A 24,832-nucleotide genomic window follows, 5' to 3' on the forward strand; every position below is an offset into this window, starting at 1 on the left:
GAGTAGGGAGACAACACGGCGAAACAACGATGAACGACGGATCAGGCGCGTTTCGCGCCCATCCGGATTTCGTAGTAGCAGCGGTATGCGCTGCCTTCCATCTTCGACAGCGCGAGCAGGTCGCGCTGATCGTCGAAGCGGCGCACCGCGCCCTGGCGCACCAGCTCGCCGAGCAGCTCGTTCGCGGCGAACTTGAGCGCGAGCACGCGCTGCACGCTGTCGGCGCCGTACACGGTCGAGCGCGACTGCGTGCGCGCGCCTTGCGCGACGAACCGCCAGACCGATTCGTGCGCGGGCGACAGCGCGAGCCGGTCTGCGCGCGCGAGCCAGCCGACGTGCGCCATCAGCGCGCGCACGAAATAGGGGCGCACGATCGTCAGATACTTGTTGAACACGTTCGGGCCGCCGATGCGCAGGCGATCCTCGGGCGTCGTCTCGACTTCGCCGCGCACGTTGCCGAGCTGCAGGCCGCCTTCGAGGAACGGCTCGCCGCATGCGGCGCGCTCGAGCGTGCGGTACTGCTCGGGCCACACGAGATAGGCGGCCGGCATGAACGCGCCCGGCGCGCGCACGGCCACGAGCCCGATGCTTTCGCGATGCGCCTCGATGCCCCACACCTTGTCGATCGCGAGCACCGTGCGGCCGTTTTCGCCGCGCACGGTCGAGCGCCAGCCCGCGAGCGCGGGGCCGCCGCCGTCGCTCATCAGAAAGCGCAGATGGTGGCCGGCCGCGCGGTGCGCCTCGACCTTCGCGTCCTGCTCCGGCGTGAGAAAGAGCGTCGACATCACGCGCGAGAAGCCGCGCATGAACGGCTTGAAGTGCGGGGCGAAGCCCTCGCGCGCGATTCGCTCGAGCGTGGCCTCGGTCTCGGCCGATTGCTCGTAGCGCAGCGGCGTGGTCGCGCGCGCGGCGTCGGCCGGCTCGGCCGGGGTGCGCGGCTGCGCGATGATCATGTCGCTGTCGAGCAGGCGCGTCGCGCTCGCGCGCAGCAGCGCGTCGAGCGGCGCGGGCAGCGCGCCGAACGCTTCGAGGCGGTCGCGGATCGGTTGCGCGGCGAGCGCCGGCAGATCGGCGGCGTCGAGGTGCGAATGCGTGTCGGGCAGGGTGTCGAGCATCATGGGCAATCGGGTTCGGGCATGCGTTGATGAACGTCGTATGTGGGCGGCGCGCGAGAGGGAGGATCGCGAGGCGGCGGCCGTCATGGCTGCGGGGCGAGGCGCTCGACGCCGGGCAGGCGCGACGGCGGCGGCGCGATTTCGCGCAGCTCGCCGCTCATGAACATCGCGCGCGCCTTCAGCCGTTGCGGCTTGCCGCTCGTCGTGCGCGGCAACGCGCCCGGCTCGACGAACGCAATGCGTTGCGCGCAATAGCCGAGCCGCTGCTGCATGCGCGTCTGCAACTCGGCGCGCGAATCGCTGTTGACGCGATTCGCATGCGCCTCGACGAGGACGACGAGGTTCTCGGTGCCCTGCGTTTCGTCGTGGATGCCGACGGCGATGCACGCGCCCTTGTAGACGGCCGGATGGCCGTCGATCGTCTCCTCGATCTCGTGCGGGAAGTAGTTGGTTCCGCGAATGATGATGATTTCCTTCTTGCGGCCGAGGATGAAGAGCTGGCCGCCGCTCACGTAGCCGATGTCGCCCGTCGCGAACCAGCCGTGCGCGTCGAACGGTTGCGGCGCGGGGGCGTCGGCGCTCGGCAGGTAGCCCTGCATGACCGATGCGCCGCGTATGAAGATCTCGCCCGTGTCGCGTTCGGCGACGGCGCGGCCCTGCGCATCGCGGATTTCGTAGGCCATCTGGTCGAGCGGCGCGCCGACGGCGAGCAGCGTGTCGGTCGCGCCGGCGTGGCCGTCGGGCACGGGCGTCGCGCGGTGATGCTGCGCGAGCGCCGCGGTGTCGATGCGATCGGCGATCACGTGCGCGAACGCCCGAGTCGCCGGCGCGTCGATCGAGCGGTGCAACGTGACGGCGAGCGTCGCTTCCGCCATGCCGTAGCAGGGCTGCAGCGCCGACGCATGGAAGCCGTACGGCGTGAACGTCGCGGCGAAATCGGCGAGCGTCGCGCGGTCGACCCGTTCCGCGCCGACGAGGAACGTGCGCAGATGACTGAAGTCGGCGTCCTCCATCGCCGCCGCGTTGAAGCGGCGCACGCAGTAGCGCAGCGCGAAGGTCGGCGCGACGGCGATCGTCGAGCGCGTGTGCGCGATGCGCTTGAGCCAGCCGAGCGGGTTGCGCACGAAGCTCATCGACGGCATCAGCCGCAGCGACGTCCCGTAGTACAGATGCAGCAGCAGGCTCACGAGGCCCATGTCGTGATGCAGCGGCAGCCAGATCACGGTGTTGTCGGCGGCTTGCTTGCTGTAGCCGCACGCGTTCGCGATGCCCGCGATGTTGCTCTCGACGTTGCGGTGGCTGATGATCGCCGCCTTCGGATGCGACGTCGAACCGGACGTCAGTTGAATGTGGTGCGTATCGTCGCGGCCGCGCGGCGCGAGGCGCGGCTCGGCGCCCGTCGACGCGGCGCGGAGGATGCCGACGTCGATCACGCGCGCGCCCGTGCCGCGCAGTTGCGCCTCGAGTTCGGCGACGTGCGCGGATGCGGTGAACACGAACGTCGGACGATAGAGCTGGCAGGCGACCTCGAGCACTTGCGGGCTCGCGCCGTTCGCGCGCTTGAGCGGCGCGGGCACCGTGCACGGCACGACGCCCGACAGCACGCAGCCGACGAGCAGCGCGAGATAGTCGTTCGTCGCGGGCAGCGCGAGGAGGGCGAGATCGCCCGCGCGCGCGCCGAGCGCGTTCAACGCGGCGCTCATGCGCAAGCCCGCCTCGCTCAGTTGACGATAGGACAGCACGTGCTCGATGCCGCTCTCGTCGAGCGTGCCGATGCCGTGCGCGCGGCAGATCCGCCCCTCTCCGAGCGGAGCCAACAGCTTGTCGATCAGCGACGAGGAATCGCGCATTGACTGCCCCTTTATTAAAAATCCGCTAAAACTCGATTTGCAATAATTAATTCGGATTGTTTGGCTTATTGGCCTGTTTTCCTGACAATTTCCATACAAAAAATGAAATGTCGGGTCCGAATTTCATTTGCGACACGCGTGGCGGCGAATTTCGGTCAATGAAACATTCGCTGCCGGAATGGTGGGCGGCGTTGTGTCGATCGCAATAAAACCGCGCTGGAAGGCCGATCCGGCTGCATAGTGGGCAGGCTTCGATCGCCGGAGGCGAATTATCGTGCGTAACGGACACGCTAAGAAAACTGTACAAACGTCTAGCGAAAATTAAGGTATAAATGGTTGTCGAATTTCTGAAATATCGATAACTGTTGACGAGGCGTAGTTTCGCCCAATAAGGCTGATTAATGCCAATACCGAATTGCGACAGATTGATACTTGGAACGAAAAGATGATCGATCTACGACGTTTGCGCTATTTCATCGTCGTCGCCGAGGAGCTTCATTTCGGCAAGGCGGCGCAGCGGCTGCATCTCGCGCAGCCGCCGCTCACGCGACACATTTCCGCGCTCGAAGGCGAACTCGGTTTGCGCCTGTTCGATCGCTCGACGCGCTCGGTGAAGCTCACCGCCGAAGGCGAACTGTTTCTTCCGCACGCACGCGACGTGCTCGACGCGGTGCATCGCGCGGAGGCCGCGTCGCAGCGCGCGGCGCTCGGCAAGGAAGGCAAGGTCGCGCTCGGCTACACGAGCTCGGTGCCGCTTTGCGATGCGTTCGGCACGCTGATCCGCAATTTCGCGCGCTCGTTTCCGGACATCGAGCTGTCGCTCGTCGAGGCTTCTTCCGCGCAGCAGAGCCGCAGCATCAAGGAGGGCCTGCTCGACATCGGCATCGGCTGGAAGAATTCCATCGACGACTACGAGGGATGCAGGGTCAAGACGATCGCGGCCGAGACGCTCGTCGTCGCGGTGTCCGAAGAATGCGGGCTGGCGGACGAGGCGTCGCTGTCCGTCGATCGTCTCGCGGACGAGCCGTTCGTGCTGTTTCCACCGGGCTACGGCTCGACGCTCGACCGCAAGGCGTTCGACCTTTGCGCGGCGGCGGGCTTCACGCCGCGGCGCGGGCCGAGCGCGTCGCAGATGACGACGATGATCGCGCTCGTCGCGGCGGGACGCGGCGTCGCGATCGTGCCCTCGGCCGTCTCGACGCTGCGCAAGCCGGGCGTCGCATACGTGCCGCTCATCGACGATTCGGCGTTGATCGAGCTGGTGCTGATGTGGCGCGAGGCGGGACTGTCGCTTGCCGCGCGCTCGTTCGTTGAATGGCACAAGGCGCACGTGACGCAGCGTATCGAGAGCGCGGTCGGCGTCGAGTGACCGAGGCGCGCCGCACGCTGCCGAGCGTTGCGGCCGGCTCGCGGCGGCTCGCGGCCCTCCGGCGCGCTCGCTTGCCGCGGGAAGCGTCCGTCACGCTCGCCGCCCCGTGAGTCCGATACGGCGCATGTCGCACACGTCGCACAGGTCGCACACGCCGCGCCGCTCGCGGCTTCCTCCATTCGTCCTCCTTCTTCGTCTCGCTTCGCCCGGGCACCCGGGCCGCGCGTCGGCCCACGAGGCACGGCCCGGATCGTCGCGGGAATCGCCGATGCGCCGCTCCGCTTTCGCCGCGCGACGACGTCATCCGACGCGGGCCGCGAGCGGCGTCCGCCGTACATACCAGTACGGATGACTGGTTCTATTTCGGTCTCAATCGAACGGCTTCCCAAACCGGTTGGCGCATCTGACGCACGTCAACGAGGCTTCACGCCATCGGGTAAATACCTAGCCCAAAACGCTTTGTAAATAAAGGGTTTGAGCGTGCCGTCTCCCTTGTCTGGCAACCGTTTCCGCGATTTCCGGCGGGCCGCCGGCGATAAATTGACTGGTATTATTTTGGTTATATAATGGCCTCGCTTTCGGACGACGCCCTTCCGTTTTCGCACCCGGAGACCTATGGATATCGGCTGGTCGGCGCTGACGCCGGACGCTCGCAGCGACACCCCGCTCTACTTGCAGCTCGCCCGCAATCTCGCCGGCGCGATTCGCGGCGGCGCCTGGCGCGCCGGCGAAGCGCTGCCGTCGGAGCGCGGGCTGTCGGCGGCGGCGGGCGTGTCGCGGATCACGGCGCGCCGTGCGCTCGCGCTCCTCGTCGAGCAGGGCCTCATTCGCCGCGTGCGCGGCGCGGGCAGCTTCATCACGCCGCGCGTCGCCGATCCGCTGTCGCGGCTCGCCGGGTTCACGACGAAGATGCGCCAGCGCGGGTTCGCGCCCGATTCGGTGTGGCTCGCGCGCAGCCTGTGCGCCGCGAGCCGCGACGAGATCGCGCGCTTCGGCCTGTCGCCCGGCGCGACGGTCGCGCGCCTCGAGCGGCTGCGGCGCGCGGACGGCGTCGTGATGGCGTACGAGCGCTCGACGCTGCCCGCGACCTGCGTGCCCGAGCCGCAGGCGCTCGAAGGCTCGCTGTACGACTACCTGCAGTCGCATGGTGTCGAGGTGGTGCGCGCGTCGCAGCGTTTTCGCGCGGTGAACGCATCGGCCGACGTCGCGCAGTGGCTCGGCCTCGCGCCGGGCGCGGCGCTCCTCGTCATCACGCGGATCGGTTACGGCGCCGATCGGCGGGCGATCGAAGCGACCGAAACCTATTGCCGCGACGACTATTACGATTTCGTCGCCGAGCTGAAACGCTGACACGACAGACTGTCCGCGGCGGCCCGGACGACCCGCAAACCCTCTCGCAAGCAGTAAGCAGCACCGATCCCATACGCATCACCAGATATCAGAGAACGTCATGCTGACCGGAAACATACTGACCTCCGAAGGCTGGATTCACGGCTCGCTCGAGTTCGAGAACGGCCGGATCACGGCGCTGTCGGGCGACGCGGCCGATCCGTCGAAGAACGACGCGCAATACGTCCTGCCCGGCTTCATCGATCTGCACGTGCACGGCGCGGGCGGCGCGGACGTGATGGAAGGCGGCGACGCGATCGAGACGATCGCGCGCACGCACGCGCGCTACGGCACGACGAGCCTGCTCGCGACGACGATGACCGCGCCGCGCGACGAGCTGATGCGCGTCGTCGCGGAGCTCGGCGACGTCGCGCGCGTGCGCACGCCGGGCGGCTCGCGCGTGCTCGGCGTGCATCTAGAAGGCCCGTACATCAATCCCGGCAAGCTCGGCGCGCAGCCGGACGCGGCGGTGTCCGCGGTGCTCGACGAGGTGCTGAAGTACCTGTCGATCGCGCCGATCCGCGTCGTCACGCTCGCGCCGGAAATCGCCGGCCACATCGAGATCATCTCGGAGATGGCCGCGCGCGGCGTGCGCGTGCAGCTCGGCCATTCGCTCGGCACGTACGACGACGCGGTCGCCGCGCTCAAGCACGGCGCATGCGGCTTCACGCACCTGTTCAACGCGATGTCGCCGCTGCATCACCGCAATCCCGGCATCGTCGGCGCGGCGCTCGCGCACGCCGAGTACGCGGAGATCATTCCCGACCTGCTGCACGTGCATCCGGGCGCGATCCGCGCGGCGCTGCGCGCGATTCCGCGGCTGTACGTCGTGACCGACAGCACGTCGGCCACCGGCATGCCCGACGGCGAATACCGGCTCGGCAGCCAGCGCGTGACGAAGTGCCTCGGCGGCGTGCGTCTGGCCGACGGCACGCTCGCCGGCAGCACGCTGACGATGGACCAGGCGCTGCGCAATCTCGTGTCGCTCGGCCTGCCGATCGCCGATGTGTCGAACCGGATGTCGCGCTACGCGGCCGATTACCTCGGCGTCGCCGATCGCGGCCGCATCGAGCGCGGCGCGTGGGCCGACTTCGTCGTGTTCGATCGCGAACTGAACCTGACTGCGACCTACGTCGAAGGAGAATCGATTGTCGAATATGCTTAACGAGGCGCGCGAGTCGGCGCGCGTCGTCGCCGCGCAGCTCGCGGACACGCGCCGCGTCGAGGCGCTCGCGCTTCATCTCGCCGCGCACGCGCCGCAAGTCGCGCTGACCGTCGCGCGCGGCAGCTCCGATCACGCGGCGAGCTACTTCGCGAGCCTGACGATGAGCCGCCTCGGTGTGCCCGTCGCGTCGCTGCCGATGTCGGTCGCGACGCTGCAGCAGGCGCCCCTCAAGGTGCAGGGCCAGCTCGCGCTCGCGTTCTCGCAATCGGGCAAGAGCCCGGATCTCGTCAACACGATGACGGCGCTGCGTGAAGCGGGCGCGCTTACCGTCGCCGCGGTCAACGTGCTGCCGTCGCCGCTCGCCGACGCGTGCGAGCACCCGTTGCCGCTTCTCGCGGGCCCGGAGCTGTCGGTCGCCGCGACGAAGAGCTACATCGCGATGCTGTCGCTCGCCGCGCAGCTCGTCGCGTTCTGGCAGCGCGACGCCGCGCTCGTCTCCGCGCTGCGCGGCCTGCCCGACGCGCTCGAGCAGGCGGGCCGGCTCGACTGGTCGAGCGCCGTCGGCGAGCTGCGCGACGTCGAGCGGATGATCGTGATCGGCCGCGGGCTCGGCCTCGCGATCGCGCAGGAGGCGGCGCTCAAGCTGAAGGAAACGTCGGGCATCCAGGCCGAGGCGTTCTCGAGCGCCGAAGTGCGGCACGGCCCGATGGAGCTGATCGACCGCGACTATCCGCTCCTCGTGTTCGCGCCGCCCGGGCCCGAGCAGGAGGGCCTGCTGCAGCTCGCGCGCGACATGCGCGCACGCGGCGCGCGCGTGCTGCTCGCCGCGCCCGCGGGCATGCCCGATGCGACGCTGCCGCTCGCGCGCACCGCGCACGCGGCGCTCGATCCGATCGCCGCGATCCTGTCGTTCTACGTGATGGCGGCCGAGCTCGCGTCCGCACGCGGCCGCGATCCCGATGCGCCGCGCCATCTGCACAAAGTCACCGAAACACACTGACGATCACCGACGAGACGAAACAGCCATGAGACGCGCCGAGGAGTCACAGTTGAAGCATGCATCCCACGACCAGATCGTGCTGGTCTCTCCCTTGACGGGCCCCGTCGTGCCGCTCGCCGACGTGCCCGATCCCGTGTTCGCGGGCGGCATGTTCGGCGACGGCATCGGCGTCGATCCGCTCGAGGGCCGGCTCGTCGCGCCGTGCGCGGGCATCGTGTCGCACGTCGCGCGCACGGGCCACGCGGTGACGATCGCGGCCGACGGCGGCGCGGAGATCCTGCTGCACATCGGCATCGACACGGTCGAGCTGAATGGGCTCGGTTTCTCGACGAAGATCGCGGAAGGCGCGCGCGTCGCGGCGGGCGATCTGCTGATCGAATTCGATCAGGACGCGATCGCGCGCGCCGCGCACAGCCTCGTGTCGGTGATCGCGATCGCGAATTCGGACGCGTTCGAAGTCGTCGGGCGCGCGGGCGCGGGCGTCGTGAAGGCGGGCGAGACGATGCTGCTCACGCTGCGTGCGCGCGGCGCGGCGGCGGGGGCAGTCGCCGGCGCGGGTGCGGGTGCAGGTGCGGGTGTCGCGGCGGGCTCGGCCGATGCCGCCGACGCGCGCAAGTCGATCACGCTCACGCAGCCGGGCGGCCTGCACGCACGGCCCGCCGCGCGCGCGCGGGAAGCGGCGCGCGGGCTCGACGCGCACGTCGAAGTGCATTTCGACGGACGCAAGGCGGCGCTGCAAAGCGTCGTCGGATTGCTCGGCCTCGGCGCGGGCGAGCACGCGACGGTCGAGCTCGTCGCCACGGGCCGCGACGCCGCGAAGGCGGTCGAGCTGGTGGCGAGCGAGCTGCTGCGCGAAACGCACGGCGAAGCCGAGGAGAAGCCGGCGCGCGTCGTGTCGCCCGCGCCCGTCGTCATGGGCATCGGGCGCGCGCCGCTCGATCCGAACACGCTCGCGGGCGTGTGCGCGGCGCCCGGCATCGCGGTCGGCGCGCTCGTGCGCGGGGACGACGCCGACATCACGCCGCCCGAGCTCGCGAGCGGCACGCCCGCGGCAGAGAGCCGTCTGCTCGACCGCGCGCTCGCCGCCGTCGATGCGGAGCTCGAGGCGACGGTGCGCGAAGCGTCGCAGCGCGGCGCGATCGGCGAAGCGGGCATCTTCGCCGTGCATCGCGTGCTGCTCGAGGACCCGGCGCTTGTCGACGCCGCGCGCGATCTGATCAGCCTCGGCAAGAGCGCGGGCTTCGCGTGGCGCGAGACGATCCGCGCGCAGACGGCCGTGCTCGCCGATGTCGACGACGCGCTCCTCGCCGAGCGCGCGGCCGATCTGCGCGACATCGACAAGCGCGTGCTGCGCGCGCTCGGCTACGGGAGCGCGACCGTGCGCGAGCTGCCCGCCGAAGCCGTGCTCGCGGCGGAGGAGTTCACGCCTTCCGATTTGGCGTCGCTCGATCGCGAGCGCGTGACGGCGCTCGTGATGGCGCGCGGCGGCGCGACCTCGCATGCGGCGATCATCGCGCGCCAGCTCGGCATTCCGGCGCTCGTCGCGGTGGGCGACGCGCTCTATGCGATTCCGGAGCGCACGCAGGTCGTCGTCGACGCGAGCGCGGGCCGCCTCGAATATGCGCCGACCGCGCTCGACGTCGAGCGCGCGCGCCACGAGCGGCAGCGTCTTGCCGGCGTGCGCGAGGCGAACCGGCGGATGTCGGGCGAAGCGGCGGTCACGCGCGACGGTCACAAGATCGAAGTCGCCGCGAACATCGCGACGCTCGACGACGCGCGCGTCGCCGTCGACAACGGCGCCGACGCGATCGGCCTGCTGCGCACCGAGCTGATGTTCATCCATCGGCAGGCCGCGCCGACGACGTCCGAGCATCAGCAGAGCTATCAATCGATCGTCGACGCGCTGCAAGGCCGCACCGCGATCATCCGCACGCTCGACGTCGGCGCGGACAAGGAAGTCGATTACCTGACGCTGCCGCCCGAGCCGAACCCGGCGCTCGGCCTGCGCGGGATTCGTCTCGCGCAGGTGCGCCCCGATCTGCTCGACGATCAGCTGCAGGGCCTTCTCGCGGTGAAGCCGTTCGGCTCGGTGCGCATCCTGCTGCCGATGGTGACGGACGTCGGCGAGCTCGTGCGCATCAGGAAGCGCATCGACGATTTCGCGCGCGCGATGGGCCGCGCGCAGGCCGTCGAAGTCGGCGTGATGATCGAGGTGCCGTCGGCCGCGCTCCTCGCCGATCAGCTCGCGAAGCACGCGGATTTCCTGTCGATCGGCACGAACGACCTCACGCAATACACGCTCGCGATGGACCGCTGCCAGGCGGATCTCGCGGCGCAGGCGGACGGCCTGCATCCGGCCGTGCTGCGGCTCGTCGACGCGACCGTGCGCGGCGCGCAGAAGCATGGCAAGTGGGTCGGCGTGTGCGGCGCGCTCGGCGGCGATCCGGTCGCGGTGCCGGTGCTCGTCGGCCTCGGCGTGACGGAATTGTCGGTGGACCCGGGGGCGGTGCCGGGCATCAAGGCGCAGGTGCGCCATCTCGATTACCAGCTGTGCCGACAGCGCGCGCAAGACCTGCTCGCGCTCGAATCGGCGCAGGCGGTGAGGGCAGCAAGCCGCGAAATCTGGCCGGCGGACTGACGCACGTCCGCCGTCCGGGCAATCGCGCGCGTTCGAAGCGCGTTTCAATCAACAGAGCCGATCAATTATTCAACGACGAGACACGATAAGGATTGGAGGATCGAATGGACGGGAATCCGTTTCTGAAAATACAGAGCCTGGGCAGGGCGTTGATGCTGCCGATCGCGGTGCTGCCGGTGGCGGGCATCCTGCTGCGCCTCGGGCAGCAGGACGTGCTCAACATCAAGATGATCGCCGACGCGGGCGGCGCGATCTTCGACAACTTGCCGCTGCTCTTCGCGATCGGCGTCGCGGTCGGCTTCGCGAAGGATAACAACGGCGTGGCGGCGCTCGCGGGCGCGATCGGCTATCTGATCGAAGTCGCGATCATGAAGGACATCGATCCGAAGCTGAACATGGGCGTGCTGTCCGGGATCATCGCGGGCGTCGTCGCGGGGCTGCTGTACAACCGCTACAAGGACATCAAGCTGCCGGACTACCTCGCGTTCTTCGGCGGCAAGCGCTTCGTGCCGATCATCACGGGGCTCGCGTGCGTCGTGCTCGGCATCGTGTTCGGCTACGTGTGGCAGCCGGTTCAGCACGCGATCGACGCGGTCGGCCAGTGGCTGCTGACGGCGGGCGCGATCGGCACGTTCGTCTACGGATTCCTGAACCGTCTGCTGCTCGTCACGGGGCTGCACCACATCATCAATTCGCTCGTCTGGTTCGTGTTCGGCACGTTCGCGCCGGCGTCGGGCGGCGCGGCGGTGACGGGCGATCTGCACCGCTTCTTCGCCGGCGATCCGAGCGCGGGCAGCTTCATGGCGGGCTTCTTCCCGATCATGATGTTCGGCCTGCCGGCCGCGTGCCTCGCGATGTTCCACGAAGCGCCGAAGGAGCGCCGCGCGGTGGTCGGCGGCCTGCTGTTCTCGATGGCGCTCACGTCGTTCCTGACGGGCGTGACCGAGCCGATCGAATTCAGCTTCATGTTCCTCGCGCCGGTGCTGTACGTGATCCACGCGGTGCTCACGGGCTTGTCGCTCGCGATCTGCCAGCTGCTCGGCGTGAAGCTCGGCTTCACGTTCTCGGCGGGCGCGATCGACTACGTGCTGAACTACGGGCTGTCGACGAAGGGCTGGATCGCGATTCCGCTCGGCCTTGCGTACGGCGCCGCGTACTACGGCCTGTTCCGCTTCTGCATCCGCAAGTTCAACATGGCCACGCCGGGCCGCGAGCCGGCGGGCGCCGACGCGCAAGTGCAGTCGTTCGCGTCGGGCGGCTTCGTCGCGCCGACGGCGGGCGCCGCCGTGCCGCGCGCGCAGCGCTACATCGCGGCGCTTGGCGGCGCGGCGAACCTGTCGGTCGTCGACGCGTGCACGACGCGCCTGCGTCTGTCCGTCGTCGATCCCGGCAAGGTGTCCGAAGCGGATCTGCGCACGATCGGCGCGCGCGGCGTGCTCAAGCGCGGCGGCAGCAGCGTGCAGGTGATCATCGGGCCGGAGGCGGACCTCATCGCCGACGAGATTCGCACGACGCTCGGCAGCGGTGCGGCGTCGTCCGCGCCGGCGGCTGCCGCGTCGGCGGCCGCGGCCGCGACCGGCGCTGCGGCATCGGCCGCTGGCGCGCAGGCGGGGCCGCTCGATCCGGAGCCGACGCGCTGGCTCGCGGTGTTCGGCGGCGCGACGAACGTCGCGTCGCTCGACGCGGTCGCGGCGACGCGCCTGCGTGTCGTCGTGCGCGATCCGTCGGCGGTCGATCGCCAGCGCCTCGCGACGCTCGACGTCGCGTGGGTCGCGAGCGACACGTTCCACATCGTTTGCGGCCCGGCGGCAGCGCGCTACGCGCAGCAACTGGCGGTGCGCCTGCCTTCGACGGACGGCGGCGCGGCGGCGCAGCCCGCCTGACGCGACGACGTGGGTCGGCCGAATCCGCGGCGCGGGTTCGGTTCGATCGCGCCATACGGGAAACGGCTTGCGGCTGTCGCAAGCCGTTTTTTCTTTGACGCGGCGTTTCGCGCGGGTCGTTTTCGCGCTTCGGGCGTTGAACGTTGGAGGCGCACCTCGCACCTCGCACCTCGCACCTCGCACCTCGAAGCTCGCACCTCGAATCTCGAGGGTCGAAAAGCGAAAAGCGAAAAGCGAAAAGCGAAAAGCGAAAAGCGAAAAGCGAAAAGCGAAAAGCGAAAAGCGAAAAGCACATCCCGCCCGCCGACGTCACGACCTCCTGCGTCCCGAGCGCAACCGAACCGTGGGCCGCGGGTTCGCCGAAGAGCGTCCGCGCGGCGCGCATGGCATTGTGCGTCGACGAGCGATGCGACGCGGCAAATCGCCGGCGACTTGCGAGACGGACGGCGCGCGGCGAGCCGGGCGACGCGCACGCGGCGCGCCGCCCGGCCGCCCGTCATTCGCCCGTCAGCGTGAAGGTGGGCTTGCGATACCCGATGCCCGCGCGCTCGAGCTTCGGCAACTCGCGTTGCTTGAGCACCGTCGCGAAGCCTGCCCAGTCGCGTTCGAGCGCGGCCGTGTCGACGTGGTGCGTGTCGCCGAGCTTGTAGCGCACGCCGGCCGCGTACGGCAGCTCCCAATCGGCCTTGTGCCACGCGCGCTCGGCGAGCGCGAGCAGGCGCGGATACACCATGTATTCGAGGAACTGTCCGTTGCGCATCACCTCGCCCCATGCCTGCCCCTGGATGCCCTCGATCCGCGGCGCCGCGCCCGCGCTCGTCACGTCGAACGGATTGCCGTCGCGATCGCCGAACACCTCGGCGTTTTGCGGCAGGTTCTCCGGCGCGAGCGAGAACACCTTGTACTCGTCGGTCGCCTGCGAGCCCCAGTAGTAGCCGCGCTCGCGCGGATTGCGCGTGTACGGAAAATCGAAGTACAGGTAGTCGGGCAGCGCGAGCACCGTCCGGTAGCCCTTCGCGCTCAGGTCGCGCGCGCTGTCGGACGCGCCCCAGAAGATCGTGTCCCACAGCGACACCATCACGCCGCGCGTGCTGAAATCCTGCGGCCCGTTCGCGTGCTTGATGCCGTCCTGCCACGCGGCCATCGTGCTGATCCCGTTTGCGTTGACGACGGCGCTCACCTGTTTCGCGAAGCGCGTCGGCAGCTCGTCGATCGACTTGATCTCGCCGCGCCGAAAAAGCGCGGCGCACGCCGGAGAGCGCGCCCACGGCTTGTCCTGCGCGGCGAGATCGACGCGGCCCTTGCCCGGATCGGCGCCTTCGAGCGGCTGGAAGCCCGCGCCGAGCAGGATGTTCTTCGCTTCGTCGCCGCCGTAGTGCCAGATCCGCAGCGGCGCTTGTGCGTCCGCGTGCATCGACGCGATCTCGCGGATCACCTTCGACGCGAAGTTGAGCGCGCCCGGCACGCACGGGTTCAAGTCGCTGCGCCGGTCGTAGAACTGGACCGTCAGCAGGTTCGACGTGTCTTGAGGATCGAGCAGGCGGTACGCGTTCGCCTCCCGCTCGCGGCCCGCCGCGTGCAGGCGGCGATAGCGCGCCTCCATCGACACGACGGCCGCGCGCGAATGCGCGGGCATGTCGATCTCGGGAATCACGTCGACGAAACGGTCGGCCGCGTAGCGCAGCAGCGCGATGTAGTCGTCGCGCGTCAGGTAGCCGCCGCCCGACTGGTTGTCCGGCCCGGAGCCGAGCTGCGGCAGCAGGCAGCGCGTCTCGCTCGGATCGTGGCAGCGGCGCGCGCCCACGTCGGTCAGCTCCGGCAGGCCCGGAATCTCGATGCGCCAGCCTTCGTCGTCGGACAGGTGCAGATGCAGCCGGTTGAGCTTGTATGCGCTCATCTGGTCGATCAGGCGGCGCAGCGTCGCCGGCTGCTTGAAGTTGCGCGCGAGATCGACGTGCATGCCGCGATGGGCGAAGCGCGGCGCATCCTCGACGAGCATCGCCGGCACCGTTCCCCCGCCCGCCGGCACGAGCGAGAAGAGCGTCTGCACGCCGTAGTAGAGCCCCGCGCGATCGAAGCCTTCGACGAGCACGCCGCGCGGCCCGATCGCGAGCCGGTAGCCGCCCGGCGCCGCGACGTCGGCGGGCAGCCGGCGCGGCGCGACGACGCCCCAGACGGGCGTGCCCGCGCCGCCTAGGCCGAGCGTGCCCGCGCGATCGCGCAGCGCCGCGACCTGCGCGAACGAAAGCTCGGGCAGCGTCAGATCCACGCCGCGCAGATCGAGTGCGCCGGGCAGCGCGCGCTGCCGCTTCACGCTCGGCAGCGCGCGGTTCGCGACAGGCTGCGCGGCGGCGGGCGGCGCGTTGCCGGGCGAGTTGCTCTGCGCGTCGGCGGGCAGCGTTTCGACGTAGCGCAGTTCGTCGTCGGTGTCGTCGTAACGCAGCACCGCGGGCGGCGTGCCGTCGACGACGACGTACGGGCGCGGGATCACGTCGCTGTAGCGCCGCAGCCAGTATTCGGCGACGAACGGCAATTCGATCCGCTCGCCCTGTGCGAGCTTGATCGCGCCGGGCTGCGGCGTCAGCTCGTACAGGTCGCCCGTCAGGTGGCGCAGAGTGAAGCCCGGGCGGTCGATCCTGAGCAGCCGGCGAATGCTGTGCAGATAGAGCCGCCAGCCGCCGTCGGTGATCTGCGGATGGCCGCGGTTCTGCAGGATCAGGCGGCCCGTCGCGCAGCTCGCCCAGTCGGCGCCGAGGTCGGCGCACGGCACGCCCGCCGACGCCGCGTGATTGTTGTCGACGGCGACGCGTACCGCGAGGCCGTTCGCCAGCAGCGCCGCGAGCTCGGCGGGCGTGGCGGCCGTGTGGGCCGTGCGGGCGTCGGCCCGCGCGGGCAATTGCGCGGGCGAAGCCGCGGGCGATAGCGCCGCCGCGGCGAGCAACACGGCGCACAGGGAATGCGAGATTCGGTTCATGAGAATTCCTTGGAAAAAAGCGGTGATACGACGCCGTGGAAATACGTCGCTGCGATCGGGTCTTTCAAGGAAGCTGCGAAAAGGGGGCGCGGATGCCGCGCGCGAGCGAACGAGGGGCGAAGCGTTCGCGCGCGTTCGCCCGTCACGGGTCGGATTCGGGGCGGTCGTGCCGGTCGGGGCGGCGACGGCGCGCGGGCGTGCGCGTGCTCATGCACGACGTGCGGCCGCGCAGCCGCGGGACGCGAGGCTTGCCGCGATGACGAAGGCTTCGAGCGCGAGATGCGCGGGCCGCGCGGCGCGCGCCGCCGACGATGCGGGACGCACTGCCGGCGAGCGTGCGGCGGCATGGGGGCGAGTGGCGGCGCGCGAATCGAAGCGACGCGCGCGGGCTCGCCCGAACGGGGTGGCAGCGACGATGCCGGCCAAACGGAAACGGGGATTCTTCATGTCTCCTCCACCGGTGTGGATGCGGCCTGTGAGCGACCGTGTGAAAAGATCTTATGAAACCTTCGATTGGTGTTCAAGTGGTATCAATTTGGAATCGGATTGGCATTGAGTTTGGTAAAAAAGGGGGGGATTGAACGGCGTGTTGGCGGGCGCGTTCGGCGCGCCTGAAACGCATGCGCCGGCATGCGCCGTCGCGTTGCGGCGAAGGCAGGCAGATTGCCGACGAAGCGCCGTTCAGGTCAGCCGGTGAAGGGAAGGGGGCGGCGCAGGACGAAGGCGGGAACGGCATGCGTGCGGACAGGAAGCCGATGCGCGGTTCGTCCGCCGCAAGAAAATAGCCGGAAAGCGACGCGCCGGAACGCGCGGCGTCGCGTCGCCGCGGGCCGCGAGCGGTGGGCGCGACGAAGACGTCGTCAGCCCATACGCGCCGCGGCCGACGCGCGGCGACGATTCGCGCCGAGGGCGTATTTTTCGTGCGCGCACGGCAAGAAACAAAAAGCCCTCGCACGAGGCGAGGGCGTGTCCTGCTTCATGGCGACGCGCGCTTTGCATCCGGAGCGAACCAGCGCCGGACGCACGACGCACGACGAACGACGAACGACGAACAACGAACAACGAACAACGAACAACGAACAACGAACAACGAACGACGCACAACGACATCCGCTCGCGTCCGCCGCACCGCCGCGTCGCCGCCGCGCTGAACCGGCCCGACGCGCGCGCGGCGCTCAAGCGTCGCGTTTCTGCCGCGCTTCGAGCCACATCGCATTGATGATGCCGAACGCGAGCGCGACGCCGATGCCGAGAATCCAGCTGAAGTACCACATGATCCGACTCCTTCGAAACTTGCGACAATCTTGCGAAAAGCCGGCCGCACGATGCGGCGCACGCGGCGGCCGGCCGGACATCAATACATCGAGTGCCGGTTTTCCTCGAGCGCGCGCGGCGTCACCTTGCCGCGCAGCACGCGATACACCCAGCCGGTGTAGAGCAGGACGATCGGCAGGAACACGATTACCGCGACGAGCATCACTTCGAGCGTGAGCCGGCTCGACGTCGAATCCCAGACCGTCAGGCTGCTCTTCGGATCGAGCGACGACGGCATGATGAACGGGAACATCGAGAAGCCCGCCGTCAGGATCACGCCGGTGATCATGAGGCCCGTGCAGATGAACGCGGTCTTCTCGAGCTTCGAGCCGGCGAGCAGCATCGCGAGCACGCCGCCCGCGATGCCGACGACGGGCGCGGCGATCATCCACGGATACAGGCCGTAGTTCACGAGCCAGAGGCCCGGGGCCGCGGAAACCTGCTTGAGGAGCGGATTCGCGACGGTGTCGACGGGCGCCGCCTGCGTGATCTCGAAGCCGCCGATGAACGATGCGATCAGCGCGCCCGCAAGCGCGAACAGCACGACGGCGACGAGCGACGACACGCGCAGCGCGATCGACGCGCGCTTCGCGATCGCGCCGTCCGTCTTCATCTTGACGAACGCGGCGCCGTGCGCGACGAGCATCGTGAGGCTCACGAGCCCGCAGAGCAGTGCGAACGGATTCAGCAGCGCCCAGAAGCTGCCGTGATAGGTGACGCGCATGTCGGTGTCGAACGCGAACGGCACGCCTTGCAGCAGGTTGCCGAACGCGACGCCGAACACGAGCGCGGGCACGAAGCCGCCCACGAAGAGCGCCCAGTCCCACCCCGCGCGCCAGCGCGGATCGTCGCGCTTGCTGCGGTAGTCGAAGCCGACGGGCCGGAAGAACAGCGCGAACAGCACGAGCAGCATCGCGAAGTAGAAGCCCGAGAACGACGCCGCGTAGACGAGCGGCCACGCGGCGAACATCGCGCCGCCCGCGGTGATGAGCCAGACCTGATTGCCTTCCCAGGTCGCGCCGACCGTGTTGACGATGATGCGGCGCTCGTCGTCGGTCTTGCCGAGGAACGGCAGGAGCGCGGCCGCGCCCATGTCGAAGCCGTCCGTCAGCGCGAAGCCGACGAGCAGTATGCCGACGAGCAGCCACCAGATCACTTTGAGAGTTGCATAGTCCATGACGATTCCTTGTGCGAATTCGATGGCGGCGTCAGGCGGCCGAGCCGGCGACGGCCTGGTCGAGCCGGCGCTTCTCCTGTTCGTGGTGATAGCGGCCGGTGTGCAGCGACGACGGGCCGAGCCGCGCGTACTTGAACATCAGCGTGATCTCGATGATGAAGAGCGCCGTGTAGAACACGATGAAGCCCGCGAGGCTCAGGTACAGATCGGTTGCGGTGAGGCTCGACGCGGACAGGTGCGTCGGCAGGATGCCCGCGATCGTCCACGGCTGGCGGCCCACTTCGGCGACGACCCAGCCGAACTCGGCGGCGAGCCACGGCAGCGGAATCGCCCACACCGCGTAGCGCAGGAACCAGCGGCGGTTGTCCTGCAGCAGCTCGCGGCGCGCGCAGAACCAGAACGCGGCGATGAAGGTCGCGAGGAACAGGAAGCCGAGGAACACCATGATCCGGAACGAGAAGAACACGGGCGCCACGGGCGGAATCGTCTGCTTGGCCGCGGCCTTGATCTGCTCGGGCGTCGCGTCGGTCACGTTCGGCGTGAACTGCTTGAGCATCAGGCCATAGCCGAGATATTGCTTGTGCTGGTCGAAGGTCGACTTCGTCTCGGCGCTCGTGTCGCCCGCCTTCAGCTTCTGCAGCGCGCCGTACGCGATCATCCCGCTCTGGATGTGCTCTTCGCTGCGCTTGGCGAGCTCGCGCAGGCCGATCACCGGCTCGTCGATCGAACGCGTCGCGATGAGGCCGAGCGCATACGGGATCTTGATCGCGTAGTCGGTGCGCTCCTCGGCCTGGTTCGGCAGGCCGATCAGCGTGAACGACGCGGGCGCCGGCTGCGTTTCCCATTCGGATTCGATCGCGGCGAGCTTGATCTTCTGCACTTCGCCCGTCGTGTAGCCGGATTCGTCGCCGAGCACGATCACGCACAGCGTCGACGCGAGGCCGAAGCCCGCGGCGACCGCGAACGAGCGCAGCGCGAAGTCGGTGTCGCGCTTCTTCAGCAGATACCACGCGGACACGCCGAGCACGAACATCGCGGCCGTCACGTAGCCGGCCGACACCGTGTGCACGAACTTCACCTGCGCCACCGGGTTGAAGATCACGTCGAAGAGGTTCGACAGCTCCATGCGCATCGTCTGGTAGTTGAATTCGGCGCCGACCGGGTTGTTCATCCAGCCGTTGGCGACGAGAATCCACAGCGCGGACAGGTTCGAGCCGAGCGCGACGAGGAACGTGACGATCAGGTGCTGGACCTTCGACAGGCGGTTCCAGCCGAAGAAGAACAGGCCGACGAACGTCGATTCGAGGAAGAACGCCATCAGCCCTTCGACGGCGAGCGGCACGCCGAAGATGTCGCCGACGTAGTGCGAGTAGTACGACCAGTTCGTGCCGAACTGGAATTCGAGCGTGATCCCCGTCGTCACGCCCATCGCGAAGTTGATCCCGAAGAGCTTGCCCCAGAACTGCGTCATGTCCTTGTAGACCTGCTTGCCGGTCATCACGTAGACGGACTCCATGATGACGAGCAGCCAGGACATGCCGAGCGTGAGCGGGACGAAGAGGAAATGGTAGAGCGCTGTGATGCCGAACTGCAGACGCGACAGATCGACGACTTCGCTACTTATCATGGCGGTCTCCCTGAGTGGGTGCGTATGGCGTCGCCGACAGCAGCTTTGCTGCGACGACGGCAGGCGGCAACGACATGTGCTCGGCCTGCGGATGGTTGAAGAATGCGTACTTGAGCGCGACGAGCAGGATCAGCTTGAAGAGCAGCACGATCGAGAGGTCGCGCGCGAGGGTCGGGCCACGGGCCCAGGCGGCGACCCGAGCGCGCCAGCCCGCCCGAGGGGCGGGCGGCGTGTCGTGGGGCGACGCCTTTTTGTTGACGAGAGTCAAAGCCATGATGTCCGGGATAACGCGGTTGGCGCAAAACTGGCCGGTCTCGTGACGCGTTTCGCATACGCGCTGCATCTGTTGGCCGGTCCTCCCAATTGTAGGAGGCGTCCCGGAAAACCCTTAGTGCCGCGCTGCGGCACTCCGTCGCGAAGCGATCGCAGAAACTTGAGCTGGCTCAAGATCTGCGCGAATCGCGATGCGCCGGATGAAATTTTTCATAATGTTGGTCAAGCATGCGCGCGTCGCGCACGGTTTCGCGGCACACAAAAAAGCCCGCTGTCGTCGGACAGCGGGCTTTTTCGTTTCGGCGCGGCCGCGGCGGGCCGGATGTTCGGGTTTGAGCGCGCTTACGCGTACGCGGCGAGCGCCGTGCGCATCTTCTTCATCGCGCTCGCTTCGATCTGGCGGATGCGCTCCGCCGATACGCCGAATTCGGCGGCGAGGTCGTGCAGCGTCGAGCCGCCCGAGCCGTCGTCGTCGACGTTCAGCCAGCGCGCCTCGATGATCCGGCGGCTGCGCGCGTCGAGCGATTCGAGCGCGCGCGCGATGCCGTCCGTCTGCAGCATGTCGCGCTGACGCGCGGCGAGCACGGCGGTCGGCTCGTTGTGCGAATCGGCGAGATAGGCGATCGGCGCGTACGACTCCTCGCCGTCGTCGATCTGGCCCTCGAGCGCGACGTCGCCGCCCGACAGGCGGGTTTCCATCTCGGCTACTTCCTCGCGCTTGACGTTCAGCTCCTGCGCGAGGCCGTCGATTTCCTCCGGCGTGAACGCCTGCGTGCCCTTCTTGTGGCTGCGCAGGTTGAAGAACAGCTTGCGCTGCGCCTTCGTCGTCGCGACCTTCACCGTGCGCCAGTTGCGCAGGATGTATTCGTGAATCTCGGCCTTGATCCAGTGGATCGCGTACGACACGAGGCGCACGTTCTGGGCGGGATCGAAACGCTTGACCGCCTTCATCAGGCCGATGTTGCCTTCCTGGATCAGGTCGCCGTGCGGCAGGCCGTAGCCGAGATAGTTGCGCGCGATCGACACGACGAGCCGCAGGTGCGACAGCACGAGCCGGCGCGCGGCGTCGAGGTTGTTGTCCTCGTGGTATTCGGTCGCGTACTGACGCTCTTCCTCCGCCGTCAGCAGCGGAATCCGGTTCACGGCCTGAATATAGGCGTCGATGTTGCCCAGCTGGCCGGGCAGCATCGAGTGGGATGCGAGCGCCAGCGAGCCTGCCGATGCGGCCTTAGCGGACGCCGGGCGCAAAGTGTTCGGAAGGGTCAATGCGTTGCTCACGTAGAAAACTCCTTTGGAATCAGGGACGAGCCCCATTGCCGGGGCGATTCCTCGATGAATCTTAGCACTCCATCTAGCGGAGTGCTAATCCTTAGAAGGAACAGGGTCGTCGGAGTTCCCGAATTGCTATCGCTTTTGAGGGGGCGATAGCTCTTTCTGCGGCACTGCCCGCGCCCGCTGTCCGTAAGTGTTTGTTTTACGGGCATTTCAGGTAAAGGTTCCTGATTCTTGTCAATTCGGCAGAAAACCATTTCGTCAGACGGTGCCGATCGAAAAAGTCCTTTACCATAAGATGCTGTTCTCTCGAGCCCCAGCGTGTGAATTGCGGCGAGGCTCTATTCAACCAGAGAAGTTGGAGAAAGAGATGAACGATAAGAACGGCGGTCGGGCGGGGCGGATCATCGTGCAGATCGCAGTGGCAACGGCGCTCGCCGGCGGTTCCGGGGCCGCCTTCGCGGATCGCTGGGGATTGCAGCTCGGCGGCGGCGTCGCCGATCACGACATGAAGAAGGGCGACATCGGCGTGGTCTGGGACCCGAACTGGACCTGGTGGGAAATCGGCGGCTGGCACTTCGCGTTCGTCGCCGAGGGGCACGTGTCTTACTGGCGCTATACCGGCGATCACGCGATCAACGACAGCGTCTGGGAAGTCGGCGCGACGCCGATCATACGATTCATCAAGAGCGCGGGCTACGTGCGGCCGTTCGTCGAGGTGGGCGCCGGCGTGCGCTTCCTGTCGCATCCGACGATCTCCCAGAACTATTCGATGTCGACGTCGTTCCAGTTCGCCGACATGGTCGGCATCGGCGCGCAATTCGGCAATCGTCAGCAGTATCAAGCGGGTGTCCGTTTACAGCACGTGTCGAACGCGGGTATCAAAGACCCGAATCCTGGTATAAATTTCAGCCAGCTCTACGTGCAATACAACTTCTGATCGGCGCGCCGGACGCGCGCATGCAGTCGAGGAGCATGGCGATGGCGGCAAAGGTGATCGATGCGATTCGCGCGCTCGAGCGCGACCGGTTTCGTGCGATGGTCGACGGCGACGGCGAGGCGCTCGACGCATTGCTGTCCGACAACGTCTATTACGTGCACACCAACGGCAAACGCGAGACCAAGCAGCAGTTCATCGACGCGATCACGGCAGGGCGCCGTCGCTATCGGCAGATCGAGATCCAGTCGCAGGAAGTGCTGCCCGTCGGCGATGCCACGTGCGTCGTCGCGGGGCGCGCGCTGATCGAGATGGAGACGAACAACGGCGGCCTCGTGTTCCCGATCGCCTACACCGCGATTCAGACGCAGGAAAGCGGCCGCTGGCGGCTGCTCGCATGGCAGGCGACGCGCTGCGCGACCGAGGGCTAAGGCCCCGTTTATTGCCGTTTCTTCGCCCCGCTATCGGCGTGAACGGGCCATGGGCGCGAAGCACGCGTTCGTCCGCCAGCCCGCACGCAACTGCCGCCTGCAATCGCCGCCTGCTTTTGCGCCTCTTTCCTGGTCCTTTCTCGACCGTTTTTCTCAGCCGTTTTTCTCAGCCGTCGTTCTCGGCCGTTCTTCCGGCCCCTCGTCGGGGCCCTTCGTCGCCGTGCGGTTTCGTGAGCCGCCCGGCGTGCGCCGGCGCGCCGCGGATCGCGCGTCGCACCGGTTGTCGCGCGGCGGCGTGCGCCGCGCGAGGTTCGTCCGCCTGTCGTCCGCCTGTCGTTCGCCCGCCGTTGCGCGCGGCGTCAGGCGGCCGCGCGCCGCTCGTCGCAGCTCCACGCCGAGCGGTTGATCGCGCTCGCGACCGCATCCGTCGCGGCCGCGACCGGATCGCGATGCACGCCGGCGCCGTGGCGCAGCGCGGCGTCGCCGACCTTCGCGCCGACGAACACCACGGTGTCGCCGCTCGCGGTGCGCTCGACTTCGCACGACGCGACGCCGATCGCGACGCCCGCCGCCGCGGCGAACGCGGCCGCGGCCTGCCGCGCCGCGCCTGGCGCGTCGTCCGCGCGAGCGAGCGCGATTTCGCGGTCATGCCAGCTCGCCGACGCGCCCGCGCGCGCGGCGGGGCCCATCGTCCGCAGGTATTCGCGCGTGAAGAGCTCGCAGATCGCGTCGCCCGTCACTTCTTCGCCCGAAGCGTCGGCGAGCGCCTGCACCGCATGGCTGAATTCGATCTGCACGCGGCGCGGCGGCGCGAAGCCCATGCCGCGCTCGAGCAGGTACGTCGCGCCGCCCTTGCCGGATTGGCTGTTGACGCGGATCACCGCGTCGTAGCTGCGGCCGAGATCGGCGGGATCGATCGGCAGATACGGCACTTCCCAGATCGCGTCGGGCTTTTGCCGCGCGAGGCCCTTGCGGATCGCGTCCTGATGCGAGCCGGAGAACGCGGTGAAGACGAGGTCGCCCGCGTACGGGTGGCGCGGATGCACGGGAATCTGGTTGCAGCGCTCGACGACGCGGCGCACCGCGTCGATGTCCGAGAAATCGAGCCCCGGATCGATCCCCTGCGTGTAGAGGTTCAGCGCGAGCGTGACGAGATCGACGTTGCCCGTGCGCTCGCCGTTGCCGAACAGGCACCCCTCGATGCGGTCCGCGCCCGCGAGCAGCGCGAGCTCGGCCGCCGCGACCGCGGTGCCGCGATCGTTGTGCGGATGCACCGACAGCACGATGCTGTCGCGGTAGCCGAGATTGCGGTCCATCCATTCGATCTGGTCGGCGAACACGTTCGGCGTCGCGGCCTCGACGGTCGCGGGCAGGTTCACGATCATCTTGTGATCGCGCGTGGGCCGCCAAGTCTGCGCGACCGCGTCGCAGACCTCGCGCGCGAACGACAGCTCGGTCATGCTGAACGTCTCGGGCGAGTACTGGAACGTCCAGTGCGTGCCGGGGCGCGCCTGCGCGTGCGCCTTGATGATGCGCGTGCCCTCGACCGCCAGCGCCTTCACGTCGTCCTTCGACATTCCGAACACGATGCGGCGGAACGACGGGCAGATCGCGTTGTACAGGTGCACGATCGCGCGCGGCGCGCCTTCGAGCGCATCGAACGTGCGCGCGATCAGATCCTCGCGCGACTGCACGAGCACTTCGATCGTCACGTCGTCGGGAATGCGCCGCTCGTCGATCAGCTTGCGCACGAAATCGAAGTCGGTTTGCGACGCCGACGGAAAACCGACTTCGATCTCCTTGAAGCCGATCGCGACGAGCATTTCGAAGAACTCGAGCTTCTGCTCGATCGTCATCGGCTCGATCAGCGACTGGTTGCCGTCGCGCAGATCGGTGCTCATCCAGATCGGCGCGCGCTCGATCGTGCGGCTCGGCCATCGGCGTCCGTTGATGCGGACGGGTTCGAACGGTCGGTATTTGTCGGCGGGGTTGCGCTTCATCGTTGCCTCGGGCGGTCAAGTCGCGAGCGAAGACGGACGGCATGACGCGCCGGTGGGCGCCGCCTGCGCACGTGCATGCGCGATGGCACGACGACGCGGAATCTTCGCGATTCGCCCGTCGGATCGACGAACGAAAGCTGACGACTACGGGTTGTAAAAAACTGCGAGAAAGAAACTGCGAGGAACTGCTAGGGGAGGGACCGCGCCGGGACGACGCGGCGCCACGACAGCTTTACGCTAGTCGTAGCGATAGCGGCCGCGCTAGGCGGCCGGAGGTAATTCGGAGGGTGTTCTGGAAGGAACGCATGACGACAACTCTATGCGAAGTCGCCGGCGGCTGTCAATCGTCGGGGTATTCGAAGGCGGCGGGCGGCATGTCCGGGGGCGGCGCGCCGCCCGCCGGCGCTCCGAGGCTCAT

Annotated in this window: 18 protein-coding genes; 9 read left to right on the top strand and 9 right to left on the bottom strand. The window is 68.2% G+C overall.

Going from position 1 to position 24,832, the window contains the following annotated elements; all coding sequences use genetic code 11:
• Window positions 1-41: 41 nt before the first annotated feature.
• Both WS91_RS16040 and WS91_RS16045 read right to left on the bottom strand, forming a co-directional pair.
• A complete protein-coding gene (locus tag WS91_RS16040) occupies window positions 42-1,118 on the bottom strand; it encodes a hypothetical protein (RefSeq protein ID WP_038751545.1) in 1,077 nt (358 codons plus the stop codon).
• Window positions 1,119-1,198: 80 nt separating this feature from the next.
• Window positions 1,199-2,965: an AMP-binding protein gene (locus tag WS91_RS16045; protein WP_038751544.1), complete on the bottom strand. Its 1,767-nt coding sequence runs from the start codon at window positions 2,963-2,965 to the stop codon at window positions 1,199-1,201.
• Between the two features lie 445 nt (window positions 2,966-3,410).
• Here WS91_RS16045 and WS91_RS16050 point away from each other — a divergent pair, with 445 nt between their 5' ends.
• The 6 genes from WS91_RS16050 (at window position 3,411) to nagE (ending at window position 12,409) form a co-directional block, all read left to right on the top strand.
• On the top strand, window positions 3,411-4,334 hold the full coding sequence (locus WS91_RS16050) for a LysR substrate-binding domain-containing protein (protein WP_038751542.1): 924 nt from the start codon (window positions 3,411-3,413) through the stop codon (window positions 4,332-4,334).
• 615 nt (window positions 4,335-4,949) lie between these two features.
• Entirely contained in the window at window positions 4,950-5,684 is a 735-nt protein-coding gene (locus WS91_RS16055) for a GntR family transcriptional regulator (protein ID WP_038751540.1), read from the top strand.
• Between the two features lie 100 nt (window positions 5,685-5,784).
• On the top strand, window positions 5,785-6,888 hold the full coding sequence (gene nagA, locus WS91_RS16060; protein ID WP_038751539.1) for an N-acetylglucosamine-6-phosphate deacetylase: 1,104 nt from the start codon (window positions 5,785-5,787) through the stop codon (window positions 6,886-6,888).
• A complete protein-coding gene (locus tag WS91_RS16065; protein WP_038751536.1) occupies window positions 6,881-7,888 on the top strand; it encodes an SIS domain-containing protein in 1,008 nt (335 codons plus the stop codon). The genes nagA and WS91_RS16065 overlap by 8 nt, the downstream gene beginning before the upstream one ends.
• A gap of 25 nt (window positions 7,889-7,913) precedes the next feature.
• The gene (gene ptsP, locus WS91_RS16070; RefSeq protein WP_059670592.1) at window positions 7,914-10,526 is read left to right on the top strand and encodes a phosphoenolpyruvate--protein phosphotransferase; all 2,613 of its coding nucleotides are present in this window, start codon (window positions 7,914-7,916) and stop codon (window positions 10,524-10,526) included.
• A 104-nt stretch (window positions 10,527-10,630) separates the two neighbouring features.
• Complete coding sequence (gene nagE, locus WS91_RS16075; protein ID WP_059575788.1) at window positions 10,631-12,409, top strand: N-acetylglucosamine-specific PTS transporter subunit IIBC; 1,779 nt, start codon at window positions 10,631-10,633, stop codon at window positions 12,407-12,409.
• Between the two features lie 496 nt (window positions 12,410-12,905).
• Here nagE and WS91_RS16080 read toward each other — a convergent pair whose 3' ends face one another.
• From WS91_RS16080 to rpoH, 6 genes are all read right to left on the bottom strand, one after another.
• Complete coding sequence (locus WS91_RS16080; protein ID WP_059670593.1) at window positions 12,906-15,383, bottom strand: family 20 glycosylhydrolase; 2,478 nt, start codon at window positions 15,381-15,383, stop codon at window positions 12,906-12,908.
• A 1,175-nt stretch (window positions 15,384-16,558) separates the two neighbouring features.
• Window positions 16,559-16,657: a cytochrome bd-I oxidase subunit CydX gene (cydX, locus tag WS91_RS16085; protein WP_004550904.1), complete on the bottom strand. Its 99-nt coding sequence runs from the start codon at window positions 16,655-16,657 to the stop codon at window positions 16,559-16,561.
• A gap of 80 nt (window positions 16,658-16,737) precedes the next feature.
• Window positions 16,738-17,874, bottom strand: a complete 1,137-nt coding sequence (gene cydB, locus WS91_RS16090; protein WP_038744474.1) for a cytochrome d ubiquinol oxidase subunit II — start codon at window positions 17,872-17,874, stop codon at window positions 16,738-16,740.
• 31 nt (window positions 17,875-17,905) lie between these two features.
• Entirely contained in the window at window positions 17,906-19,501 is a 1,596-nt protein-coding gene (locus WS91_RS16095; protein ID WP_059575792.1) for a cytochrome ubiquinol oxidase subunit I, read from the bottom strand.
• The gene (cydP, locus tag WS91_RS16100; protein WP_038744485.1) at window positions 19,491-19,775 is read right to left on the bottom strand and encodes a cytochrome oxidase putative small subunit CydP; all 285 of its coding nucleotides are present in this window, start codon (window positions 19,773-19,775) and stop codon (window positions 19,491-19,493) included. Before cydP ends, WS91_RS16095 begins: the two co-directional genes overlap by 11 nt.
• 341 nt (window positions 19,776-20,116) lie before the next feature.
• Window positions 20,117-21,052 (bottom strand): RNA polymerase sigma factor RpoH, encoded by a 936-nt coding sequence (gene rpoH / locus WS91_RS16105; protein ID WP_038744472.1) that lies wholly within the window; start codon window positions 21,050-21,052, stop codon window positions 20,117-20,119.
• 364 nt (window positions 21,053-21,416) lie between these two features.
• Between rpoH and WS91_RS16110 the strand changes: the two genes are divergently transcribed.
• Window positions 21,417-21,986, top strand: a complete 570-nt coding sequence (locus WS91_RS16110) for an acyloxyacyl hydrolase (RefSeq protein ID WP_059575794.1) — start codon at window positions 21,417-21,419, stop codon at window positions 21,984-21,986.
• Between the two features lie 41 nt (window positions 21,987-22,027).
• Window positions 22,028-22,414: a nuclear transport factor 2 family protein gene (locus WS91_RS16115; RefSeq protein WP_059575795.1), complete on the top strand. Its 387-nt coding sequence runs from the start codon at window positions 22,028-22,030 to the stop codon at window positions 22,412-22,414.
• A gap of 359 nt (window positions 22,415-22,773) precedes the next feature.
• Here the strand turns inward: WS91_RS16115 and leuA are convergent, their stop codons facing one another.
• Window positions 22,774-24,414, bottom strand: a complete 1,641-nt coding sequence (gene leuA / locus WS91_RS16125; RefSeq protein ID WP_059670594.1) for a 2-isopropylmalate synthase — start codon at window positions 24,412-24,414, stop codon at window positions 22,774-22,776.
• Here leuA and WS91_RS37950 point away from each other — a divergent pair.
• Window positions 24,308-24,571, top strand: coding sequence for a hypothetical protein (locus WS91_RS37950; protein WP_082745057.1), 264 nt, complete (start codon window positions 24,308-24,310; stop codon window positions 24,569-24,571). The genes leuA and WS91_RS37950 overlap by 107 nt on opposite strands.
• The last annotated feature ends 261 nt before the right edge of the window (window positions 24,572-24,832 follow it).

Source organism: Burkholderia sp. MSMB1498 (genome assembly GCF_001526245.1).
In the GTDB taxonomy this organism is placed as follows: domain Bacteria; phylum Pseudomonadota; class Gammaproteobacteria; order Burkholderiales; family Burkholderiaceae; genus Burkholderia; species Burkholderia savannae.